This is a genomic window from Alteromonas genovensis, assembly GCF_010500895.1.
GTDB lineage: Bacteria > Pseudomonadota > Gammaproteobacteria > Enterobacterales > Alteromonadaceae > Alteromonas > Alteromonas genovensis.
Genome location: NZ_JAAAWO010000012.1, coordinates 30,805 through 53,043, shown reverse-complemented (window position 1 = coordinate 53,043; position 22,239 = coordinate 30,805). Strand labels below are relative to the sequence as shown.

Annotated in this window: 19 protein-coding genes; 9 read left to right on the top strand and 10 right to left on the bottom strand. The window is 44.1% G+C overall.

Going from position 1 to position 22,239, the window contains the following annotated elements:
- Positions 1-14 precede the first annotated feature (14 nt).
- The 7 genes from nqrE to GTQ48_RS14555 form a co-directional block, all read right to left on the bottom strand.
- A complete protein-coding gene (gene nqrE, locus GTQ48_RS14585) occupies positions 15-623 on the bottom strand; it encodes an NADH:ubiquinone reductase (Na(+)-transporting) subunit E (protein WP_032095525.1) in 609 nt (202 codons plus the stop codon).
- 3 nt (positions 624-626) lie between these two features.
- Positions 627-1,259, bottom strand: a complete 633-nt coding sequence (locus tag GTQ48_RS14580; protein WP_032095524.1) for an NADH:ubiquinone reductase (Na(+)-transporting) subunit D — start codon at positions 1,257-1,259, stop codon at positions 627-629.
- A gap of 10 nt (positions 1,260-1,269) precedes the next feature.
- Positions 1,270-2,034, bottom strand: coding sequence for a Na(+)-translocating NADH-quinone reductase subunit C (locus GTQ48_RS14575; protein WP_163107326.1), 765 nt, complete (start codon positions 2,032-2,034; stop codon positions 1,270-1,272).
- A complete protein-coding gene (locus GTQ48_RS14570; RefSeq protein ID WP_163107325.1) occupies positions 2,024-3,226 on the bottom strand; it encodes an NADH:ubiquinone reductase (Na(+)-transporting) subunit B in 1,203 nt (400 codons plus the stop codon). The genes GTQ48_RS14575 and GTQ48_RS14570 overlap by 11 nt, the downstream gene beginning before the upstream one ends.
- Positions 3,227-3,229: 3 nt before the next feature.
- Entirely contained in the window at positions 3,230-4,570 is a 1,341-nt protein-coding gene (locus GTQ48_RS14565; RefSeq protein ID WP_163107324.1) for a Na(+)-translocating NADH-quinone reductase subunit A, read from the bottom strand.
- A gap of 485 nt (positions 4,571-5,055) precedes the next feature.
- On the bottom strand, positions 5,056-6,234 hold the full coding sequence (gene fabV / locus GTQ48_RS14560; protein ID WP_163107323.1) for an enoyl-ACP reductase FabV: 1,179 nt from the start codon (positions 6,232-6,234) through the stop codon (positions 5,056-5,058).
- A gap of 239 nt (positions 6,235-6,473) precedes the next feature.
- The gene (locus GTQ48_RS14555; protein WP_163107322.1) at positions 6,474-7,094 is read right to left on the bottom strand and encodes a BamJ family beta-barrel-assembly machinery protein; all 621 of its coding nucleotides are present in this window, start codon (positions 7,092-7,094) and stop codon (positions 6,474-6,476) included.
- A gap of 233 nt (positions 7,095-7,327) precedes the next feature.
- On the opposite strand from GTQ48_RS14555, the gene ppc reads away from it, so the two are divergent.
- From ppc to GTQ48_RS14540, 3 genes are all read left to right on the top strand, one after another.
- The gene (gene ppc / locus GTQ48_RS14550) at positions 7,328-9,949 is read left to right on the top strand and encodes a phosphoenolpyruvate carboxylase (RefSeq protein WP_163107321.1); all 2,622 of its coding nucleotides are present in this window, start codon (positions 7,328-7,330) and stop codon (positions 9,947-9,949) included.
- 239 nt (positions 9,950-10,188) lie between these two features.
- Positions 10,189-10,362, top strand: a complete 174-nt coding sequence (locus GTQ48_RS14545; RefSeq protein ID WP_163107320.1) for a class IIb bacteriocin, lactobin A/cerein 7B family — start codon at positions 10,189-10,191, stop codon at positions 10,360-10,362.
- Between the two features lie 100 nt (positions 10,363-10,462).
- Positions 10,463-10,609 (top strand): hypothetical protein, encoded by a 147-nt coding sequence (locus GTQ48_RS14540; protein ID WP_163107319.1) that lies wholly within the window; start codon positions 10,463-10,465, stop codon positions 10,607-10,609.
- Between the two features lie 434 nt (positions 10,610-11,043).
- On the opposite strand, the gene mdh is transcribed toward GTQ48_RS14540, so the two are convergent.
- The gene (mdh, locus tag GTQ48_RS14535) at positions 11,044-11,982 is read right to left on the bottom strand and encodes a malate dehydrogenase (RefSeq protein WP_032095517.1); all 939 of its coding nucleotides are present in this window, start codon (positions 11,980-11,982) and stop codon (positions 11,044-11,046) included.
- A 261-nt stretch (positions 11,983-12,243) separates the two neighbouring features.
- On the opposite strand from mdh, the gene argR reads away from it, so the two are divergent.
- Positions 12,244-12,708, top strand: coding sequence for a transcriptional regulator ArgR (argR, locus tag GTQ48_RS14530; RefSeq protein ID WP_032095516.1), 465 nt, complete (start codon positions 12,244-12,246; stop codon positions 12,706-12,708).
- Between the two features lie 192 nt (positions 12,709-12,900).
- Here the strand turns inward: argR and GTQ48_RS14525 are convergent, their stop codons facing one another.
- Complete coding sequence (locus GTQ48_RS14525) at positions 12,901-13,584, bottom strand: type 1 glutamine amidotransferase domain-containing protein (protein WP_163107318.1); 684 nt, start codon at positions 13,582-13,584, stop codon at positions 12,901-12,903.
- Between the two features lie 134 nt (positions 13,585-13,718).
- On the bottom strand, positions 13,719-16,910 hold the full coding sequence (locus GTQ48_RS14520) for a TonB-dependent receptor (protein ID WP_163107317.1): 3,192 nt from the start codon (positions 16,908-16,910) through the stop codon (positions 13,719-13,721).
- Between the two features lie 500 nt (positions 16,911-17,410).
- Here GTQ48_RS14520 and GTQ48_RS14515 point away from each other — a divergent pair, with 500 nt between their 5' ends.
- The 5 genes from GTQ48_RS14515 (at position 17,411) to GTQ48_RS14495 (ending at position 22,232) form a co-directional block, all read left to right on the top strand.
- Entirely contained in the window at positions 17,411-18,172 is a 762-nt protein-coding gene (locus GTQ48_RS14515; RefSeq protein ID WP_239060143.1) for a PhnD/SsuA/transferrin family substrate-binding protein, read from the top strand.
- The gene (locus GTQ48_RS14510) at positions 18,169-19,137 is read left to right on the top strand and encodes a hypothetical protein (RefSeq protein WP_338023330.1); all 969 of its coding nucleotides are present in this window, start codon (positions 18,169-18,171) and stop codon (positions 19,135-19,137) included. Before GTQ48_RS14515 ends, GTQ48_RS14510 begins: the two co-directional genes overlap by 4 nt.
- 242 nt (positions 19,138-19,379) lie before the next feature.
- Entirely contained in the window at positions 19,380-20,003 is a 624-nt protein-coding gene (gene udk / locus GTQ48_RS14505) for a uridine kinase (RefSeq protein ID WP_032095511.1), read from the top strand.
- A gap of 12 nt (positions 20,004-20,015) precedes the next feature.
- Entirely contained in the window at positions 20,016-21,224 is a 1,209-nt protein-coding gene (locus GTQ48_RS14500) for a NupC/NupG family nucleoside CNT transporter (RefSeq protein WP_163107316.1), read from the top strand.
- 168 nt (positions 21,225-21,392) lie between these two features.
- Positions 21,393-22,232, top strand: a complete 840-nt coding sequence (locus GTQ48_RS14495; protein ID WP_032095509.1) for an isopenicillin N synthase family dioxygenase — start codon at positions 21,393-21,395, stop codon at positions 22,230-22,232.
- The last annotated feature ends 7 nt before the right edge of the window (positions 22,233-22,239 follow it).

Sequence of the window (22,239 nt, the reverse complement as noted above, 5' to 3'; positions counted from 1 at the left end):
GCTCCCGAGCTCGATTAAAGCTGAATACCAGTGAATGACTGGAAGCCTAACGCCATAAGACCCGCAATCATGAATACCGATCCAAGACCGCGAATACCGTCAGGCATATCTGCGTATTTCAGCTTTTCACGTACAGCGGCCAATAGCACAATAGCAATTGCCCAACCGATACCACTTCCTACGCCGTAAACTACACTTTCGGTCAAGTTATATTCACGTTGAACGGCAAATGCTACGCCACCAAAAATTGCACAGTTAACTGTGATTAGTGGTAGGAAGATACCAAGTGCGTTGTATAGCGCTGGAAAGAACTTATCCAAACTCATTTCTAATATCTGTACCAACGCAGCAATAACGCCGATGAAGGTTAGAAAGTTAAGAAAACTTAAGTCAGCTTCTGGGAAGCCTGCCCATGCAAGCGCACCTGGAGCAAGGATATTAACGTAAATGATTTGGTTAACAGGTACTGATATACCAAGTACAACGATTACTGCTACACCAAGACCCATTGCAGTTTTAACTTTCTTAGATACCGCCAAGAAGGTACACATACCTAAGAAAAGTGATAACGCCATGTTCTCAACAAATATTGAGCGAACAAATAACGACAAATAATGTTCCACGACTTACTCCTTAGGCTCTACTTGCTCTGGACGGATAGTACGGATAAACCATATCAAACCGCCGATTAAGAAGAATGAACTGAATGGCAGTATTAACAGCCCGTTACCCTGATACCAACCACCGTTCTGAACAAGCGGAAGGATCTCAAATCCAAGAATAGTACCGAAGCCAAATAGTTCTTTGATGGTACCGATAACTACTAGAACGAAAGAGTATCCTAAGCCGTTACCAATTCCGTCAAGGAAGCTCATAAGAGGTGGACTCTTCATCGCATAGGCTTCTGCACGCCCCATTACGATACAGTTAGTAATTATCAATCCGACGAACACCGACAGCTGTTTCGAAATTTCATACGAATACGCTTTCAATATTTGGTCAACAACGATTACCAATGAGGCAATGATTGTCATTTGGATAATAATTCGAACACTAGAAGGTATCTGGTTGCGAATAAGTGAGATAAACAAGTTTGAGAATGCTACAACGCTTGTTAGTGCTAATGACATTACCAACGCTGTTTCTAGCTTTGTGGTAATTGCCAGTGCTGAACATACCCCTAATACCTGAAGGGCGATCGGGTTGTTGTCCAAGATTGGCCCAAAGAGGGCCTTTTTCATTTCTTTAGTATCTGCCATGAGACTTCCCTTATGAACGCCATGCTTGGTTCTTCAGGAACTGGCCGAAGCCTTGCTCGCCTACCCAGTAACGAATTGTGTTTTCTACACCGTTACTTGTTAGGGTCGCACCTGAAAGCGCATCAATTGTGTGAGGATTGCTTGGGTTAGCATTCTTTACTACTCGAATGGCTACATCACCATTTTCGTATATTTCCTTGCCATCCCATTTGTCCTGCCACGCTGGATTTTGAACCTCACCGCCTAGTCCTGGCGTTTCTTTTTGCTGATAGTAAATAAGCTCACGAACAGTTTGTCCGTCTGCATCTAGCGCTAAGAAACCGTACATAAGATCCCATAGTCCACTGCCGTGCACTGGAAGAATAATGCGTGAAACATCACCCTGTGCGTCACGTACCAAGTAAACACTGGCTACGTCAGGGCGGCGTTGGAAACCAACATTGCTGTTTGTTACTTGCGTGCTGTATTCAGTTTGTTTAGCAGCCTTATACATATCGTAATCTGCAGTTGGCGCTTCAACGAATTGACCGCTATCCAGATTAACGAAGCGCGGTTCAACACGCTCGGCGTAAGTGCTTTCAATAACGCTGTTGCTCATGCCCATCTCGTATAGGCCTGCGGCGTTAAGGATATTACTCTTCTTATCAAGAGCAGCGTTCGTCTGCTGTAGCGAGCGCAGGCCAACGGCCGCGCCAGATACAACAATTGAACATACTAAACATACGGCAACAACAATACCTACCGTTTTGCCTAAAGATTCTTTCTTAGCCGACACGTGCTACCCTCCGCTTGATATTGCTCTGCGCGACGAAATAGTCGAACAATGGTGCCCACAAGTTAGCAAATAGAATCGCTAGCATCACACCTTCAGGGAAGGCTGGGTTCAATACGCGTATTAATACCGTCATGAATCCGATGAAGAAGCCGTAAGCCCATTTACCTTGGTTTGTGAATGCAGCCGATACTGGGTCTGTTGCCATAAAGAACATACCGAAGGCAAGTCCACCCACTACAAAGTGCCAGTATGCAGGCATTGCAAACATTGCGTTGGTATCGCTACCGATTAGATTTAGCAATGTTGCAAAGAACGCTACACCAAGACCAACACCGGCAACGATGCGCCAGCTTGCAATACGCATGTACATGATGAATAAACCACCAAGAATAATCGCAAGGGTCGATACTTCACCAGCAGAACCTGAGATAGTACCCAAGAAGCTGTTCATCCAGTGATCCATGTTTGCGTAGTCAAGTTGGCCTGATGCCGCTTGGCTTAGTGACGTTGCACCTGAGTAACCGTCTGCTGCTACCCATACTTGGTCACCTGAAATTTGTGCAGGGTATGCAAAGTATAAGAACGCACGACCAGACAATGCTGGGTTTAAGAAGTTACGGCCTGTTCCGCCAAACACTTCTTTCGCGATAACCACACCGAAGGTAATGCCCAATGCTACTTGCCACAAAGGAATTGTTGCAGGTAACGTTAGTGCGAAAAGTACTGAGGTTACGAAGAAACCTTCATTAACTTCGTGCTTACGCACCGAGGCAAAAAGCACTTCCCAGAAACCACCTACAATAAAGGTAGTGGCATAAATAGGTAACCAGAAACACGCTCCGTAGAAGAACATGCCTAGTACGCCTGCATTCGATAAGTCTCCGCCTAGGGCTGAGAACAAACCTGCCTGCCACGTATCTGGCAGTGTACCTGCACCAGCAGCAATCGCGTCTTGCGCTTGAAAACCAATGTTGTACATACCAAAGAACATAGCTGGGAATGTTGCCATCCAAACCATGATCATTATGCGCTTAAGATCGATACTGTCGCGCACGTGAGTGTTTGCTTTATTTACTTTGCCTGGCGTGTAAAAGATGGTCGCCGCAGCTTCGTAAAGCGCATACCACTTTTCATGCTTACCACCTGGCTCGAAGTTCGGTTCGATTTTTTCTAAATACGCTTTTAAACCCATGACTTAACCCTCTTTCTCTATCGTGGCCAAACAGTCGCGTAAAATAGGAGCATAGTTATACTTGCCAGGGCATACATATGTACACAATGCCAAATCTTCTTCGTCCAACTCTAAGCAACCCAATGTCTGAGCACTGTCAGTATCACCAGAAATCAGATCCCTAAGCAAAAGCGTAGGAATGATATCTAGGGGCATAACGCGTTCATAATTACCAATTGGAACCATAGAGCGTTCAGAACCATTGGTAGTTGTTGTCATATCAAATTTCTTGCTACCACCTAAATGACCTAGGTAGGCACGTGTCACTGAGTGCTTGTCTGAGCCTGGAGTAATCCAACCAAAGAGCTTTTTCTCGTGACCTTCTTTTAATAATGATACTTGCGTGTGAAAACGACCTAAATAACCGTGAACACCTTGTGCTGTTGTACCGTTAAGTACAGAGCCCGACACAACGCGAACGTCACCGTCTACAAGTTCATTTTCTGTTAGTTCTGCTAAATCAGCACCCATCGTTGTGCGAACAAGGCGTGGATTCTTAGCTGCAGGACCTGCTACTGAAATTACACGTCGGCTGTCAAGTTCACCTGTTGTCAGTAACGCGCCAATGGCGATCACGTCTTGGTAATTAACATGCCACACGGTTTTGTTCATGCCAGCAGAATCCAAATAATGGATGTGCGTACCTGGAAGACCAGCTGGGTGTGGACCACCGAACTCTTCGACGTCTACCGCGGCATCACCGGTTGCTACCGATGTACCTGGCGCCTTACAGACGTAAGTCTTTCCACCGCTCAATTGCGTTAACGCCTTCAAACCATTTGCGAAGTCTTCTTGGCGCTCAGCAATAATCACAGCCGGATCGGCTGCAAGTGGATTAGTATCCATTGCTGTAACGAAAATTGAGTTTGGTACAGAATCTAACGCAGGCGATTTGCTAAATGGACGCGTACGAATCGCTGTCCACATGCCAGATTCCACTAGGATTGATTGAAGCTGCTCTCGTGAAGCACTTGAGATTTGTCCAGCAGATAGCGTATCAAATTTAACAGCATCGCTGCCGTTTGCTTTGATAACTACAGACTGAAGCACTCGTTTTGCACCACGATTAACCTCTACCACCTCACCCGCAACTGGTGCAGTGAATTTAACGCCAGGGTTCTTTTTGTCTTCAAAAAGAACCTGACCTTTTTTCACTACATCGCCAGCTTGGACGTGCATGGTAGGGCGCATACCCACATATTCTTCTCCCAGAATGGCAACGCGCGTTGCAGCAGATGCGTCAGCAATCTCCTGCTTTGGCGCTCCCTCAATTGGGAGGTCTAGACCTTTCTTGATTTTTATCATATGTAATTGCACTACTCTAATATAAATACCCTTTTGCATAACCGCAGTTATCCTGCCTGTCAGCATGCAAAAGCGTACTAGTAACAGGTGCTAAACACCTTTTTTGTTTTGATTGGCGGAACTTACCGATAAAGTCGCGGTTTGCTTGCTACTTTGCCGCAACGGCTTATTCCTAACGCGGGCTTCTCGCCCTGTTTTTATTGGACAGCAGTATTTGAATTATTTGTTGCGATAACTCTAATATCAAATTCGTTGCTGCTGTATAGGCAAGGAATCGTAAAAAACTCCTCACTTAATATCGGGATTTTAGCATTAACCAATGCCTTTGTGCCACGCAAATCACAGATAAAGACAAAATTTTCGACAATTTAATGTAAACCTATGGTCTATATCGGCTAATTTTTACTTTTAACGCGTTAAACAGGCTTTAAAAAAGCCGCCTTTAGAGGCGGCTTTCAACATGTTTTAGAGTCGCTATTCAGCGCTTACCAACTTACCTGAGGATCCATATCCTGCTCGTAATCTACCGACTCAATATCAAACCCGAACAGCTTAAGAAATTCGTGATGATAGCCAGCGTAATCACTTAATTCATGGAAGTTCTCTTGCGTGACTTGGTCCCACAACACCTTAATTTTTGCCTGCGTTGCGTCGTTGGTTTCTTTTGCATCCATACGATAGCGATTGGCTTCATCAAGAGTGGGGTTATCGCCAAAGAGGCACTGAGTGAATAACCCGTGAATTTGCTCAATACAGCCCTCGTGGGTTCCCTCTTCTTTCATCACTTTGTAAATGAGTGAGATATAAAGTGGCATTACTGGGATTGCTGAGCTTGCTTGGGTAACAAGTGCTTTAAGCGAACTGACGTTAGCTTCAACAAAGAGATCGCTATTTTTACCAATTATGGCTGCTGCCGCACGGTCTAAATCTTCTTTCGCTTTACCGATTGTCGCTTGCCCGTAAATAGGCCAGGTTAATTCTTTACCAATATAGGTGTAGGCAGTTGTTTTACACCCTTCTGCCAACACATCGGCATCGCGAAGAAAGTCCATCCAGCGTTCCCAATCTTCTCCACCCATTACTTTGATGGTATTGAGAATTTCTTCATCATTAGCAGGCTCTAAAGATACATCGTGGACTTTGTCTTTATCAGTATCGTAAGTTTTGGTGGTATAAGCCTGACCCACAGGCTTTAGAGTAGACTTGTAGGTTACGCCCGTTTCTGGGTCTGTTCTACGCGGTGAAGCGAGACTGTAGATAACAAGGTCTACTTTTCCAATGTTTTGCTTAATCTTTTCGATAGTTTCTGCTTTTATCTCGTCAGAAAATGCATCGCCGTTTACAGTGTCTGCGTATAAACCTTTGGCGTTAGCTTCTTTGTGAAACGCGGCGGTGTTATACCAGCCAGCGGTACCTGTTTTTCTCTCCGTTGGGGCTTTTTCAAAACATACACCCAAGGTTTTAGCGCCATATCCAAAGGCAGAAGTAATTCGAGATGCAAGGCCATAGCCTGTTGAGCTGCCAATAACGAGTACGTTTTTTGGTCCATCACCTAGGTCGCCCTGACCTTGTACATATGCGATCTGCTCTTTAACTGATGCTGTACAACCCGCTGGGTGTGCGTTTGTACATATGAAGCCTCTCACTTTAGGCTTGATAATCATAATAATTTTCCTTATTTAAGCGTGGCGCTATTGTAATGCCGTCATTGCGTTTAACAACTCGGAGCAGATCGAAAATTGTTTATACCATCACACAGCATAACGCAAAGGAAGAGGAATTGAATATGGCCTTGCTAAAAGCCCAATTTACTGAGGATGTTTTTACAGAAGGTGTTTATTACAACAGGTGATTTTTGAGTAGAGATTGGGGCGCAGTAAAATACTGCGCCCCAATAGGCTGATTAACCTAGAATGTCGAGTAGCTCAACATCAAAAATCAGTGTGCTGTAAGGTGCAATTGCTGCGCCAGCACCTTGTTCACCATAGGCAAGATCGTGCGGCACATATAAACGCCATTTTGCGCCAACTTTCATGCTTTGAAGTGCTTCAGTCCAACCTTTGATAACGCCACCAACTGGGAATTCTGCAGGCTGACCACGTTCGTAAGAGCTATCGAACGTTGTACCGTCAGTTAGGGTACCGTGGTAATGAACACGAACCGTACTTTCAGCTACAGGTGAATCGCCTTCACCTTCAGCGATCACCTCAAACTGAAGACCAGACTCTGTTACGTTAACTTCTTCACGCTTGGCGTTGTCTTCCAGGAATTTAGTTCCTGCTTCGATCACAGCTTTGCTTGCTTCTTCTTTAGCAGCTTGCATACGGTTGTGGATTTCACCAAACGCATCGCGAAGCGTGTCGTTATCAACTTGAGGTGCAGAAGCCGCAAACGCATCTTTTAAACCAGCTACAACCGCATCAATCGCTAGGCCGTCGAACGGGTTAGACTGTAGTTGCTGGCCCATTTGGTAACCAATGCCGTAACTTGCTTGGGTTTCTACTGTATTGAAAGTATCAGTCACAATAACTCCTGAAATTAAATTACAAATGCAGTACGAATTTTAAACAACTCGCACACTGCGAGAATTTTTCTGCATTTTCCGGTGCGAGAGTGTATCACACCACAATTTATCTTGCTTTCAGCATTGTTAATTAGGCTATTAAAGTATCAAAATGTTGTAAATTATAACCGAAAGAGGTTAGACAAGTTGCAAAGGACACAGTATGGTTATGACCATATATTTAGGAGGATAGCATGCAAACTCATCACGATGCTGAACTAAAAGATACCGTTCGATATCTTGGAAAGACACTTGGCGAAACGATTAAAAATCAGTTGGGTCAAGACTGGCTTGATCGTATTGAAAAAATACGAATTGACGGCAGAGCCTCGTATCAGGGCGACGGAAAATGTAGCGAAGAGCTGAAAGAAACTTTCAAAACCATGTCTGACGATGATTTACTCACCGTTGGTCGTGCATTCGCGCAGTTTTTGAATTTAGGCAATATTGCTGAGCAAGAGTACAACGCAGCGATGAATGTTGATGCGTCGATGGATGCATTATTTGAGCACCTTGATAAAGCCGAACTTACCACTGAGAAAGTGCAAGAAGCTGTAGGCAAGCTCAATATCGACCTTGTTTTAACTGCCCACCCTACTGAAGTTACTCGTCGAACGCTAATACACAAGCATAAAGAATTAGCCGACTGCTTGCAGGCCGTTCACCAAGAATCACTCAACAACGTGGATCGCGGCAAAGTTGAAACTCGTATCGCCGATTTAATTGCACAGGCGTGGCATACCGAAGAAATTCGTTCGGTACGCCCTACACCTGTAGACGAAGCGCGCTGGGGCTTCTCGGTTATCGAGAATTCACTATGGGAAGCAGTACCAGACTTCCTTCGCGAGTTAAGCGATCGTCTTACTAAAGATTACAATGTTGCGTTGCCACTTGACGCTTCGCCGGTTCAGTTCAGTTCTTGGATGGGCGGCGATCGCGACGGCAACCCATTCGTTACCTCAAAGGTAACTGAGCAAGTATTGTTATTGGCAAGAAAGCGAGCTGCCAAATTATTTGCTATCGATTTAGATCGCCTGCAGGTTGAGCTTTCAATGTACGACTGCAATGACGATATTCGCGCTAAAGTTGGCGATGCTAATGAACCGTACCGCGCCCTGTTGCGTCCATTGGTAAACCGCTTCATTAAAACTCGCGACGGCATTGACGACTATCTTGCAGGGAAAAACCCTGATTCATCGGATTGGATTGAAAGCGACGACGAGCTTATTGATGCACTTATGCTGTGTCATCAATCGTTAATTGACTGTGGTATGCAGGTTGTTGCTAATGGCTTATTGCTAGACACCATTCGCCGTGCTCGCGTATTTGGTATTCATCTGCTGCGCCTTGATGTACGTCAAGATTCAGAGCGTCATTCAGATGTATTCAGTGAACTAACGCGTTATCTTGGCCTTGGTGATTACGCACAGTGGAGCGAAGCAGATAAGCAAGCGTTTCTACTGCGCGAGCTTGGCTCGAAGCGTCCGTTGTTCCCCGCTAAGTGGGATGCATCAGATGATGTAAAAGAAGTACTCGATACCTGTAAAGTGGTGGCTAAACACAGCAAACACGGTTTTGGTATTTATATTATTTCAATGGCGAGTGAGCCCTCTGACGTACTTGCCGTGCAGCTTTTGTTACAAGAAAGTGGCGTAAGCTGGCCAATGCCTGTTGCGCCATTGTTTGAAACATTAGATGACTTAAATAACTCGCCTGATGTAATGCGCAAGCTGCTGTCAATTGACTGGTATCGCGGATACGTGAAAGGCCGTCAGTTTGTAATGATAGGTTATTCTGATTCAGCAAAAGACGCAGGAGCACTCGCCGCTGGTTGGGCACAGTATCAGTCTCAAGAAGCGCTTGTTGCCATTGCTGAAGAGTTTGATGTGTCGCTGACCCTGTTCCACGGTCGTGGTGGTACTATCGGTCGTGGTGGACTACCTGCTCACGCCGCTATTTATTCGCAACCTCCAGGGTCTCTTGAAGGCGGCTTCCGTGTCACTGAACAAGGTGAAACCATTCGCTATAAGTTTGGTATGCCAACTCTGGCTAAACGTAGCTTAGGTATTTATGCCAGCGCTATTATTGAAGCCATGTTGTTCCCGCCTCCGGCACCAAAAGAAGAATGGCGCGAGCTTATCACTACTATGGCAGGCCAAGGCCGCGACAACTATCGCGCCACTGTACGCCACGATGAAGAATTTGTTCCCTACTTCCGCGTTGCAACGCCAGAACAAGAGCTTGGCAAGTTGCCGCTAGGTAGCCGCCCTGCGAAGCGTAAACCACAAGGTGGTATTGAAAGCCTACGCGCTATCCCATGGATATTTGCATGGGCACAAACGCGCTTAGTACTGCCTAGCTGGCTTGGCGTTATGCGTGCAATCGATAGCGTGAAAACACCAGAAAACGAGAAAGTCGTCAACGAAATGTTCAGCGAATGGCCATTTTACCGTTCACGCCTATCAATGTTAGATATGGTGTTCCACAAAGCCGACCCTCGCATCAGTGAAGCGTATGATGAACGCCTAGTGCCAAAAGAGCTTAAGCACTTTGGTGAAGCACTGCGTAGCGAGTTAAAAGAGAGTATTTCTTCCCTACTTGCGATAACTGGCGAAGAGGACATTATGGCAAATGATCCTCAAGGCAAAGAGTCGATGGAAATTCGCGCAGCGTATTTGCAGCCTCTTCACTATCTGCAAATTGAATTGCTTGACCGCATCCGCAAAGCAGGTGATGAGTCGCAAAATACCAGCTTAGAACGCGCTATGATGGTGACGATTGCAGGTATCGCTATTGGTATGCGTAATACTGGTTAATCAGCCATATTAAAAAAACATCAAAAACCCGCGTTTAACGCGGGTTTTTTATATCCTATTTCAGCACTTGCTCTATTTCTTTATCACTTTATTAGATTGTGAAGCTTTAGTTCTATTTTTTATTCGCAGCAATGCTGATTCCCTCACTCGGGACAGTTACCTTCTAGTATCACCCACTATATCGTTAGGCGTGTATTTGCAGTAACAATACAAACCCATAAATCACTGAGGAGATTATTATGCAAGAGATGAAAACTAACGAAATAGAAGCGGTATCTGGTGGAATGAATGATTGGACATCAGGCGGAATAGCCGTTATCGGTCTGGGAATTGCTGGAGGACCAGCCACTGGCGCTTTTGGCTTAGCTGTCGGTGGTGCCATGATGTTTATCGGCTATGTGATGGACAAATAGAAAGCCCATATTAAAGTCCTTTCTAAGGAAGGCGGTTAAAGGAGCTATTGTAATTATGAATTATTTAAAAATAAGCAGCTCGATATATGCAGTTCTTATTATGTCCGCCTTCATTTTAGTACAAGTAAAAGGAGATAATAACGATTTCTTTGACTTCTTCGTTGTATTGACGCTTGGCTATATAGCAATTTTGCAGCATGTTGTTATAAAAGAGATGACTAAAAGCAATGAACGAGACAACGATTAAAACTGAGTTCTTGTTACCACATAAAGAGCGCTTAAAACTGGCAGTGTTGTCATAAGCAGGCTATCCCTCTCTAAAAAGCCCGCGCATGGATGCGGCGGCGAAGCCTACAGGGTGTAACAAAAAGGCTGGATACGTAAGGGCGTAACAGACTGCATGTAACTATTTTAAAACGCAGTGAATCGATGCTATGCGGGGAATGCTTAAACTGGAAGGCTTGTGATTAGCAGGCTTTTACTCTTTCAAGAGCCCGCGCATGGATGCGGCGGCGAAGCCTACAGGGTGTAACAAAAAGGCTGGATACGTAAGGGCGTAACAGACTGTCTGCAGCAGGGATGCTGCAGCCAAGCCTCCATGGATGGAATCTCGGCGTGTCTGTGTAGGCCTTACGTATCCAGCCTTTATCGGCGGATGCAGCGCATCCACCAACAGCCTAATTAGCCGTTTACGAAGTCTACGCCTAGCTTGATATCGCCACGTAGGCCTTCAAGCATGTCGTTTTTCGCTTTTTCTTCAAATGCGCTTAGCTCACCGTATGGCAAGATTTCTTCAACACCGTTTGCACTAAGGCGAACTGGGTGTGCAAAGAATGCTGCGTCATCGCTGTCATCAGTTTGAACGTAAGTGTATTCAACCACGTTCTCGCCTTGCATTGCTGCTACAAGAGACAGGCAGAAACGCGCTGCTGCTTGACCCATAGAAAGGGTTGCAGAACCGCCGCCAGCTTTTGCTTCAACAACTTCAGTACCCGCATTTTGGATACGAGTCGTTAGGCTAGCCACTTCTTCGTCGGTAAACTCAACACCTTCAACTTGTGAAAGAAGAGGTAGAATAGTTGTACCAGAGTGACCACCAATTACTGGTACATGCACAGAAGCAACATCTACACCTTTAAGCTCAGCAACGAACGTTTCAGCACGAATAACGTCAAGCGTAGTTACACCGAAAAGTTTGTTTTTGTTGTAAACGCCTTTTGCTTTAAGCGTTTCAGCTGCGATAGCAACTGTAGTATTAACTGGGTTGGTGATGATTCCAACACACGCATCTGGACAGTTATCAGCAACACCTTCAATAAGGTTTTTAACGATTCCAGCGTTGATGTTGAATAGATCAGAACGATCCATACCCGGCTTACGCGGCATACCAGCTGGAATAAGAACAACGTCTGATCCAGTTAGTGCACCAGCTAGGTCATCTTTACCGTGACCGGTTACTTTAACCGCAGTGGGGATGTGGCTTAAATCAACTGCAACACCAGGAACAACTGGCGCAACATCATAAAGCGCTAAATCTGAACCTGCTGGCAATTGTGTTTTTAACAACAACGACAGCGCTTGACCGATACCACCTGCAGCACCTAACACGGCTACTTTCATACCATTTCTCCTATGGGATTACTCACGTATTTAAACGGAACGTCACACTAATGCAACGCGGGGGAAAACTCAATCACCGGATCGTCTTATTGACGTCATAAGCAGCGATATTTTGTCAATATTCATTATCATGGATGATTATGCAAACAAATTGCCTAAAGTCCACCTGTGGGGCACAATATGCGAATAAAAACCAGATTCTCACGTTTTTGTCACGCCCTACCGACGAAAACGATAAACGACATGAAAAAAGAGCGCTGAATGGCTAATACAAAACAAGAACAACTGATTAAAGCTTTCAAAGAGATACTAAAAGCAGAGAGCTACGGTTCACAAGGTGAAATTGTAGACGCATTAAAGGCCCAAGATTTTGACAACATCAGTCAATCGAAGATATCAAGAATGCTCAGTAAATTTGGCGCAGTACGTACCCGTAACGCCCGTGGGGACATGGTGTACTGTCTTCCCCCTGAATTGGGTATGCCTACCGCTAAAAGCCCCTTAAAGCAGCTTGTGCTTGATGTAGTACACAACAATGTCATGGTTATCATTAGAACTAGCCCTGGCGCCGCACAGCTCATTGCTCGCCTGCTCGACTCATTGAGTAAGAAAGATGGCGTACTAGGTACCATTGCCGGTGACGATACTATCTTTATCGCCCCTGCGGATGTTCAGAAAATTGAAGAATTGCGAATTCGTGTGGAAGAGTTATTCGACAACGTTTAATTAAGACAGTGTTTAACATGGACAGTCTCTAACTGAAACAATCTTACTAAGTAGCGCCAAGCAATAAACGTCACAGCCTATAAAAAAGCCGCCGATGGATATTCACTATGAAGTGAGGCCATTGGCGGCTTTTTGCGTTTTAGTTCACGTTATCATGTTATTCGCACTATCGATGTAGTGCACCTAAGCACTCTATGACAGCAACTTAATTAAGGCATCTGCGGCAGGTCGTGATGACGGTGGATTCTGACCCGTTACCAGTAACCCGTCGGTACATACCTTCACAGCAAAGTCGTCTGCACCTTCAAATTTACCGCCTTTATTTCGCAGCTCGTCTTCCACTAAATAAGGCACCACATCAGTTAACTGCATTGCAGCTTCTTCACTGTTTGTGAAACCTGTTACTGCCTTACCTGCAACAAGAAAGCTACCGTCAGGCATCTTCACGTCTTTAAGTACAATTGGCGCATGGCACACCGCACCAACAGGCTTATTCGCAGCAATAGTATCTTCAATTAATTTAATTGAATGAGCGTTGTCCGACAAATCCCATAACGGGCCATGTCCGCCTGGGTAAAATACCGCATCGAATTCTTCTGCTCTTACATCTTCTAACGGAATTGTAGACGCGATTGCACTTCGGGCAATATCGTCTTTTGTGTAGCGAATAGCATCGTCGGTCATCGCGTCGTCGGAGAGGCTATTGGGGTCGATAGGTACCTGACCACCCATAGGCGATGCAAGTGTAATAAAGTAGCCCTGGTCTTTGAATGCATAGTAGGGAGAGGCAAACTCTTCTAACCACATACCGGTTTTGTTACCCGTATCGCCCATGATTTCGTGTGATGTCATTACCATAAGAATAGACTTTGACATTTGACCTCCTTGCGTTGATTTCCAGAAAATAGAGTCTTCTTCTTTCGTCCAAGGTGAATGATTAGATCAAAAAAAATGCCACTGTCCTTAAAGGACAGTGGCATTTCACACTACAAATGTCTTATATCATTTGATTAGAAGTCGTAACTAATACCAATTTTGATTCTCCAGGTTGAATCGTCAGAATCAAACGCTGTCGAATCGTCGCGAACTCTGTCGATCACATAACGACCTTGTGAGTCAAGTGTGTCAACGTCGTATAAGCGGAATGTACCAAAGTTAGAAGTTTTTACACGACCTGCACTGCTATCAACTAAATTTAGCAAGTTATCTACAATGAAGATCAAACGGCCTTTGTGACCTTCCATCAATCCAGGAATTTCTTGCGTCACGCTTAAGTCAAGTGTCGTAATCCATGGCTCACTTGCAGCGCCCTTCGGTACAAACCCACCTGCATACCCAGCAAGACCGGCCTGCGCAATTGAAGCTTGTAACTCAGCTTCAAGCTCAGGCGATGCATAAACAACATTAGGGTCGTTAACATCAGGAATGTAAGCTAGGTAATTACCGCTGTTGAATTCAGGACTAAATGCGGCGTTGCGAAATTCATCACTACCGAATTCTAATAATCCTCTATCCATTGCAGCTGTGTAAGAGATTGGACGGCCAGAACGACGCTCAAAAAATAAATTGAAGTTCGTTTCATATCCGCTAAAGAACTCAGTCTTATACCCTATTGAGGCTACTAAACGATGCTCTGTCTCAAATCGGCCAGTGCCAAGGAGCGCGTCGTTTCGGTTTATTTGAGGGGAGAAACGATAGTTGCTTTGTGATGTAGAGCTAGTGCCTTGGTTAGCTTCCGTGATGTCTTGATATGCGTAAGACAAAGACATAGATACGCCTTGCTCCCACGATTTATTCAAGCTAGTTGTAATAATGTTAGAACGACCACCTGAAGAATTCGTCAACATAAGGTCACGGTTTTCATCATCGTCAACATAAAGCGTTTGGCCCGTAGCAGTCAGCGCAGTGCTACCGCCAGATGTAGGGCTTTGACTAATTCCAGGAAGTGATACATCAATCCAGTGAGGCGCATCATCTCTGTCTGTGTATATGTATTCAGTAGACCAAGTAAACTGCTCGCCAATACCAGGGATATCGAACACATAGTCGACACCAATTTGCGAGCGGATATCAGTCGGGATGTCAAAATCCGGATCAAGTAGAGACACTACTCCTTCGGCACCTGATGCAAGTAACTCATCAACGGTGCCAGGAATCGCTGCAGAGGCAGCCGGTAATACACCGGTAATATCTGCACCTGTGATTTGTACGTCTTGAGCTTGGAATTGACCTGAATTTACGCCAGCCTGCGAGAATGAGTTACCTAACCATACGTTTGGTTGCCCACCGGCAAACATGCCGATACCACCACGCAAGGTTACGTCATCATTAAATGCATAGTTAAAGCTGAAACGCGGTAAAACTACATCTCTGCCGTCGAACGTAGCATCATTGCGAACCCCTGTTCTTGCAAAGCTTGCTTCGTTGAATTCTGGTCTGTCATCAGACGAGAAACGCTCGTAACGAACACCAAGACTTAACGTTAAATCATCATTAATATCCCATGTATCTTGTACATAGAGCATTAATGTGTCATTTGTAAATTCTGCGGCTGCATTTGCAGGATTATTTGCAATACCATTCTGGTAATCGTAAGAAGCAGCAAGACCATTTCTAAAGTTTTCTAGCCCTTCGAATACCACAGTTCCTTTTGAGTTCTGTAGAAAGATATTAAATACTTCTAAAGACTGATTCTCAATACCAAACTCAATATTGTGATCATCCCAGAGATAGTTAGCATCGATTCTGAAAGTCGTATTCTTACTACTTAGTTTATTAGCATGACGCGATGGATCAGTACCAAATTCAACATCACTCTCAAGCTCTCCAACCTCTTCAATTGTCACTGAGCCAATGTCACTGAAAGAAACTTGGCCGTTATCTACGTCTTGAACGTTGAATGCAATCTCAGTGGAGAAATTATCACTCCAGTCAGAATAAAGTTTTGCACTATAGTTTTGAAGTTCATCACTACGGTTGTAGAAACCCGAACTTAGAGTTAACGTGCCATTATTGTTGGTTAAATTAGCAGTTACGTTACCTTTGTTGTATTGATAAGTTAAAGACGCTCGGTGGTAGTCGTTTATGTTCCAATCTAATTTAGCTACGATACTTTCGTCTTCTTCTACCGGAGAAGCTTCAAATCCACCAACCTGATCTGACGACAGGCCATACACATTTTGAGCGATATTAATTACTTCGTTAATTTCGTCTAAAGTGATATCAGTGTCATTCGGAAATCCAGCTCCTGCAGGTCCCCATTCCAGCGCAGTGTCAATATCAAGTTTTTGATAAGCGCCGAAGAAGAACAGTTTATCTTTGATTATCGGAGCACCAAATGTAGCGCCATAAGTCACTTCACCAAATGTGATTTCCGTATCATTTCCACGAGAATCTACAGTGTCTCCCGCGAGTTCATCGCCAATTTTTTCGTAGAAGAAGTTCCCACTAACCTCATTGGTACCAGATTTAAATACAGCGTTAATCAAGCCACCAGTAAATCCACCTTGCTTAGCCGTAAAGGGCACTGTATCGACAGTAATTTGGTCCAGTGCATCCAAAGGAAAAGGTGAGCGCTGAGTTGGAAAGCCGCCACCATTTAGGCCAAAGTTATCATTCTGGCTAATACCGTCTACTGTAATACTATTGAAACGCGGGTTGTTACCCGCAATTGATAGCTCTCGTGAGCCACCAGTACCGACAGATACAAGTGGATTGGCGCGAATAACGTCTTTTATGTCTCGCGTAAGACCTGATTGGCCAAGTATAGCCTCTTCACCAAAATAGCTGCTGGCACCAATATTTTCGTAGTATGAGCCAGTAGAAGAACCCGAAACTGTGATGACTTCGACATCGTTTGAATTTAGTTTTCTGTTTATTTTTTCAAACTGGCCTAACTGTAAAAAAAGCCCGTCAAGTGTTTGGTCCTCAAACTCTTTCGAATCGATAGTTACTTTATATGGCCCACCTACACGTAGGCCCTGTATCGTGTAATTACCATCCTCATTGGTAGTGACAGTTCTGCGTGTACCAGATGGTAGGTGGGTTACGGTAATATCAACACCCGCTTCAGGGGCACCTGCAGGATCTAAAATTGTGCCACGAATACCCGATGAAGTTTGTTGCGCTAAGGCTGCGGAGGAAAGTCCTGCAGAGAGAGCAACAGCGATCGCGACGCGACTCAGTTTTGCTTTAAAGTTCATGTGTGTTTCCCTTTTTGTAGAATTTTTCTAATTAGATGTTACCGACAATTTTGCTCGCCCAGGTATGGGCGAAAGTTCGCTAGATTGTCTTTTAGCTTCGTGTCACTTTTATTACAAAATTGCATTTTTATTTACGCAGATTTGGTTTTTTACAACAAATGCGCGACATTTAAGCTGACCAAACGGTCAAGTTAAATTACTTATTATTATTATTTGATCCTTTTTACAATTTACGTCGGTATTCTTGCCACAACTGCGACTAATAAACAGCGTTTAACAAAAATCAGTTTAACTCAGACAAATATGATTAAAAACAGTATTATATCCCGTTCAAATAAATTTACCTATTGCAATAAATAATCTTAACTGTTGAAATACAACATTCAATAATTAAACTCTTTGGTCGCTGTTTGACAACTCATCGCATTTTTTCTTATTTAAAATGGTGGTTATTAATACTCGCAGTAGTTTGCTGTGTCTCTGTTAATTACTTTTCAAATTTGACAAATTTAGCTGACATACCGCCGCAAACGGGTCAAGTTTTAACCTGCAATGCCGAATTTTTAGCCAATGCCGACCGGTTTTCAGTATATGTTACAGACCGCCGAATTGCACAGCTCGCTAGCGAAAAAATCTGTAACAATAGTGTCATAAAGCGGCAATATGGAGAAGTAAAAGTAATCATTGGCCAGAGCGACTACGACACCTTTAGATATATAAACCACGGTGTGGTTGATTTAGCCTTAGTGAAAAGGAATGTGGTAGACGCATTCGCAGCCAATGATATTTATGGTTTAACCCCTATCGCATCTCACCCAAATTACGGGGCATTTTTTATCTCATTGCGAGAGCAACCCAAATTGAAAAAAGAATATTTATTGGGTAAACGAATTGGCTTGCTCGACTACCCTAGCAGCCGCTCGGGGCACATCGTTCCAAAGACTGTGCTTAAAAAGCTGGGGTTAACCGATACCAATGTCAGTATAGTTTATTACAGTTCACATCAGGAACTGAGACGAGCACTCTTGGCCGGAGAGGTTGATATCATTTCCTCTTATTGGGCAAAAGACGATGAAGAAATCTTATCAAAGAACTATACAACTCCATTATTGCAGGAGGTAAGTGGAATGCGCTGGTATTTGAAGATGCAGACAGAAAATACCGATTTATTTTGCGCAATGCAGACAGTCATCCATGATATCGCTATGGAACACCCTCGCCCTTACTATAAAAACATTGTGCTCGAGGAAGGCTGCCAGTGAATATATTGAGCAACGTGTCGTATAAACCTAAACGAAGAATTTTCATCAACGGGGCCATACTTTTTTTAGTATTACAGACCGTTGCCATTACTGGACAACTGCTTTCTTACCAAAGCACCCTTCAACGAGCTATTGATAAGGTTGAGCGAAGAATTAGTTTGGACAGTGCTTTTTTAGATGTGGGTAATCAAACTCTGCAGACTCCGGTAAACAGCTTCGCAATATGGCAATACACTACAAAGCTAAATAAAGAGCTGTCGCAGCGAGGTTACCCTATTTTAGTGAAGTCGATTCAGGGTGAAGAATTTAAAAGCGAGGATATCACCGAAGTCAACTTTCCAAAAACCCACACAACAGTTTTAAAAAATGCTGAACAACGTATAGATATTGAAATAGTAAGCAAGCCTACTTCCCACGCACTTTATTTTAGCTGGACAGCTTTACTCATAGCTTTGCTTGTGACGCCAGTGTTTGCAATTAATACACGATTTACCGCAAAACAAAGAGCCCTTCGAGAAGAGGCCCTGTTACCTCCTATTCCAAAACTTATTATTAATTTGGAAGATAAAACCATATCTAATGGCGTTACTGACAATGTAGTAATCTTGCAAAACAAACCCCTGTGCTTTTATACCGCCTTAGTCAAATTCTGCATTGAGAATCCTGAAGAGCCTTTACCACCGCACAAAGACGTACCTAGCGAGTTAGTGGCACTGGCAAATAAAAGTTTTGGTCGACTTATTGAGTTAGGTCATACCAAACGAAAAAGGCCAGATTTCAATGCTAATTTAGATAAAACCCTCAGCGAAATTCGTGCAGCACTTGATGAAGTATTTGCCAACTTCGTTACGGAAAAAGAAACCTACTATCCGCCAAGAGCACAAGGTGAAGGGTCTCGCTCAAAACAACATTCTTATGCTTTACCCAAGATTGCGTTAGCTGACATAGAAATAATTGGTAACTAGGGATTTAGTCTAGACAGCTTGCTTTAAATTTGAACAACAACCCGCTGTATGTGAATGATATTGACCAATTGGATAACATCTTCATGTTTTAATGAAGGGCCTGCAATACCTTGAAATATCGGTGAACTTCAAGAAAAGACCTAGCAAAGACCAGACCAAAGACTAACGAAACATGAATATAACATTGATTCGTGAGGGCTAAGCGCGTATCTTTGCACCAACAAAACCAGCTTTAAAGTACTATGCAATCGCCATTAATTATTGCCATTTCTGGAGCGTCAGGCTCTGGGAAGTCTCTTTTTACGAAAAATTTATTTAACGGATTCAGCGCACAAGGCCGTCCTGTACAGGTTTTGCGCGAGGATCATTACTATCGTGCGCAAGATCATTTGCCCATGGAGCAGCGCGAGCAAAATAACTACGACCATCCAAACGCATTTGAGCACGAGTTGCTTAAAGCGCATTTGCAGGCGTTAAGAGAGGGCCAGCCAATTGACTATCCTCACTATTGCTATAAAACACATACTCGTTTGCCTGAAACTGAGCGCTTAAATCCAGCACCAGTTATCATTCTTGAAGGTATTATGTTGCTTGCTCGTACGGATCTCCTTCCTTTATACGATGTGAAAATCTTCATCGACACACCATTGGATATTTGCTTGATGCGCAGAATGATGCGCGACCTAAAAGAACGCGGGCGCTCTATAGAGTCTGTGGCCAAGCAATACGAAGAAACAGTAAAACCAATGTACCACCAGTTTATTGAGCCAAGCCGCTTTACTGCCGACGTAGTAGTAACGCAGGGTGGAAAAAATCAAATTGCATTAGATGTGATCAAATCACACATTCAGCAAGCGCTTCTTTAAGGGAATAACATTATGGTAGGTTTACTGGGCGTTGCGCTCCTAATAGGTATTGCATTAGCGATGTCGTCGGCGAGGCGCAGCATTAACTGGCGCACTGTTGGTGGTGCATTCGCCATTCAAGCCAGCGTTGGTGCGTTTGTCCTGTATTTTGAACCCGGCAAGGAGTTCCTCCTCAAAGCAACAGAATTTGTTGGCAATATCATTGGCTACAGCCAAGACGGAATAAACTTTTTATTTGGCCCCCTGGGCAATAATTCTCTTGGCTTTATATTTGCGGTTAATGTACTTCCCGTTATTGTTTTCTTCTCCGCACTGATTGCGGTGCTTTATCACCTTAAGGTGATGGGCGTTGTTATAAAAATTATTGGTGGTCTTCTGCAAAAGCTATTAGGCACCAGTCAACCTGAGTCAATGTCTTCAGCAGCAAATATCTTTGTCGGTCAAACCGAAGCGCCCCTGGTAGTTCGCCCCTTTATTCCACACATGACGCGTTCTGAGCTATTTGCCATTATGGTGGGTGGTTTGGCATCAATTGCGGGCTCTGTGATGGCCGGATATGCAGGTATGGGCGTAGACCTTAAATACTTACTGGCCGCGAGCTTTATGGCGGCACCAGGTGGATTGTTGATGGCGAAAATTATCTTGCCTGAAACGACTAAGCCTAACGAAGATTTACACGACGTAGATGCTGACAGTGCAGGCTACGCCAACGTATTTGATGCTGCTAGTGGTGCAGCGTCAGGCATGCAGCTTGCGTTAAACGTAGGTGCAATGCTACTCGCTTTCATAGCACTTATTGCCATGTTCAACGGCCTCATTGGCTGGACCGCGGGGCTTTTTGGCTATGAAAACGTGACTTTTGAAGGGATCCTGGGGTTTGTTCTTCAGCCACTAGCATGGGCAATCGGCGTACCATGGGAAGAAGCACAACTTGCTGGTAGCTTTATTGGACAAAAGATGGTGGTTAACGAGTTTGTCGCTTACCTCAGCTTTTTAGATAACCAAGATCAGCTGTCTCAAGCCTCTCAGGCCATTATCACCTTTGCATTATGTGGTTTTGCAAACTTCTCTTCTATCGCTATTTTGATGGGCGGAATTGGTGCGATGGCACCAACACGCAGAAAAGAAATTGCGCGACTGGGATTAAAGGCAGTTATTGCTGCAACCTTATCAAACTTAATGAGTGCTGCATTAGCTGGCGTTTTCCTTTCTCTCGGTTAAAATTTTTTTAAACAGACTATTTGGTCTAGTTTTTACTAGACTAAACGGTCAGGTTTATGTAAATTACGCATATTCTTCGCAGGCGTTGATCTGAATCAACGACTGCGTCTTTTTTCTGTAGCCCGTCTACCTTTATAATGCCGCAATCAAAATATACGGGATAACGTTATGCAATTAGTTGCTGTTGATTACCAAGCTGAAAACGCACAAGAAGAATTTGTTAAATCACTTCGGGAAACTGGATTTGGTGTTCTAAAGAACCACCCTATTCAGCAGTCTTTGGTTCAAGGCATTTATGACAATTGGCAGGGTTTCTTCAATAGTGAACAGAAGAACGATTACCTTTATAACAAAGGTAAGCAAGACGGATTTTTCCCTCAGAGCGTTTCTGAGGTAGCCAAGGGTTTCACGAAAAAAGACATCAAAGAGTATTATCACTACTACCCTTGGGGCCAGTGTCCAGAAGAGCTACGTCCTCAGGTATCTCAATACTACAAAGAAGCCAACACGCTTGCTTCAGAGTTATTGAGTTGGATTGAGTCTCACTCGCCAAGTGATGTAAGTGATAAGTACAGTCAGCCGCTAGGGGATATGATTAAAGATTCAGATCAAACCCTTTTGCGTATTCTCCACTATCCGCCACTAAGCGGTGATGAGGAGGTAGACGCAATTCGCGCTGCTGCTCATGAAGATATTAATTTAATTACTATTTTACCAGCTGCAAATGAGCCGGGCCTTCAGGTTCAAGCGAAAGATGGCAGCTGGCTAGATGTCCCTTGTGATTTTGGTAGTTTGATTGTGAATATTGGTGACATGCTTCAAGAAGCATCTGGCCACTATTTCCCATCAACAACCCACAGGGTAGTGAATCCTGATGGCGCAGACATGACAAAGGCTCGTATTTCACTACCTTTGTTTTTGCACCCTCGACCAGATGTTGTTCTTTCAGAACGTCATACCGCAGGCTCATACCTGCAAGAGCGCCTTCGTGAGCTGGGCGTGATTTAAGTTAAGT

Excerpts from the sequence above, each read along its gene's own strand:
- mdh (WP_032095517.1), bottom strand. The coding sequence starts at position 11,982 with ATGAAAGTAGCCGTGTTAGGTGCTGCAGGTGGTATCGGTCAAGCGCTG.
- GTQ48_RS14525 (WP_163107318.1), bottom strand. The coding sequence starts at position 13,584 with ATGTCAAAGTCTATTCTTATGGTAATGACATCACACGAAATCATGGGC.
- udk (WP_032095511.1), top strand. The coding sequence starts at position 19,380 with ATGCAATCGCCATTAATTATTGCCATTTCTGGAGCGTCAGGCTCTGGG.
- GTQ48_RS14520 (WP_163107317.1), bottom strand. The coding sequence starts at position 16,910 with ATGAACTTTAAAGCAAAACTGAGTCGCGTCGCGATCGCTGTTGCTCTC.
- GTQ48_RS14570 (WP_163107325.1), bottom strand. The coding sequence starts at position 3,226 with ATGGGTTTAAAAGCGTATTTAGAAAAAATCGAACCGAACTTCGAGCCA.
- fabV (WP_163107323.1), bottom strand. The coding sequence starts at position 6,234 with ATGATTATCAAGCCTAAAGTGAGAGGCTTCATATGTACAAACGCACAC.
- GTQ48_RS14565 (WP_163107324.1), bottom strand. The coding sequence starts at position 4,570 with ATGATAAAAATCAAGAAAGGTCTAGACCTCCCAATTGAGGGAGCGCCA.
- GTQ48_RS14540 (WP_163107319.1), top strand. The coding sequence starts at position 10,463 with ATGTCCGCCTTCATTTTAGTACAAGTAAAAGGAGATAATAACGATTTC.
- GTQ48_RS14580 (WP_032095524.1), bottom strand. The coding sequence starts at position 1,259 with ATGGCAGATACTAAAGAAATGAAAAAGGCCCTCTTTGGGCCAATCTTG.
- GTQ48_RS14500 (WP_163107316.1), top strand. The coding sequence starts at position 20,016 with ATGGTAGGTTTACTGGGCGTTGCGCTCCTAATAGGTATTGCATTAGCG.
- GTQ48_RS14545 (WP_163107320.1), top strand. The coding sequence starts at position 10,189 with ATGCAAGAGATGAAAACTAACGAAATAGAAGCGGTATCTGGTGGAATG.
- ppc (WP_163107321.1), top strand. The coding sequence starts at position 7,328 with ATGCAAACTCATCACGATGCTGAACTAAAAGATACCGTTCGATATCTT.
- GTQ48_RS14495 (WP_032095509.1), top strand. The coding sequence starts at position 21,393 with ATGCAATTAGTTGCTGTTGATTACCAAGCTGAAAACGCACAAGAAGAA.
- argR (WP_032095516.1), top strand. The coding sequence starts at position 12,244 with ATGGCTAATACAAAACAAGAACAACTGATTAAAGCTTTCAAAGAGATA.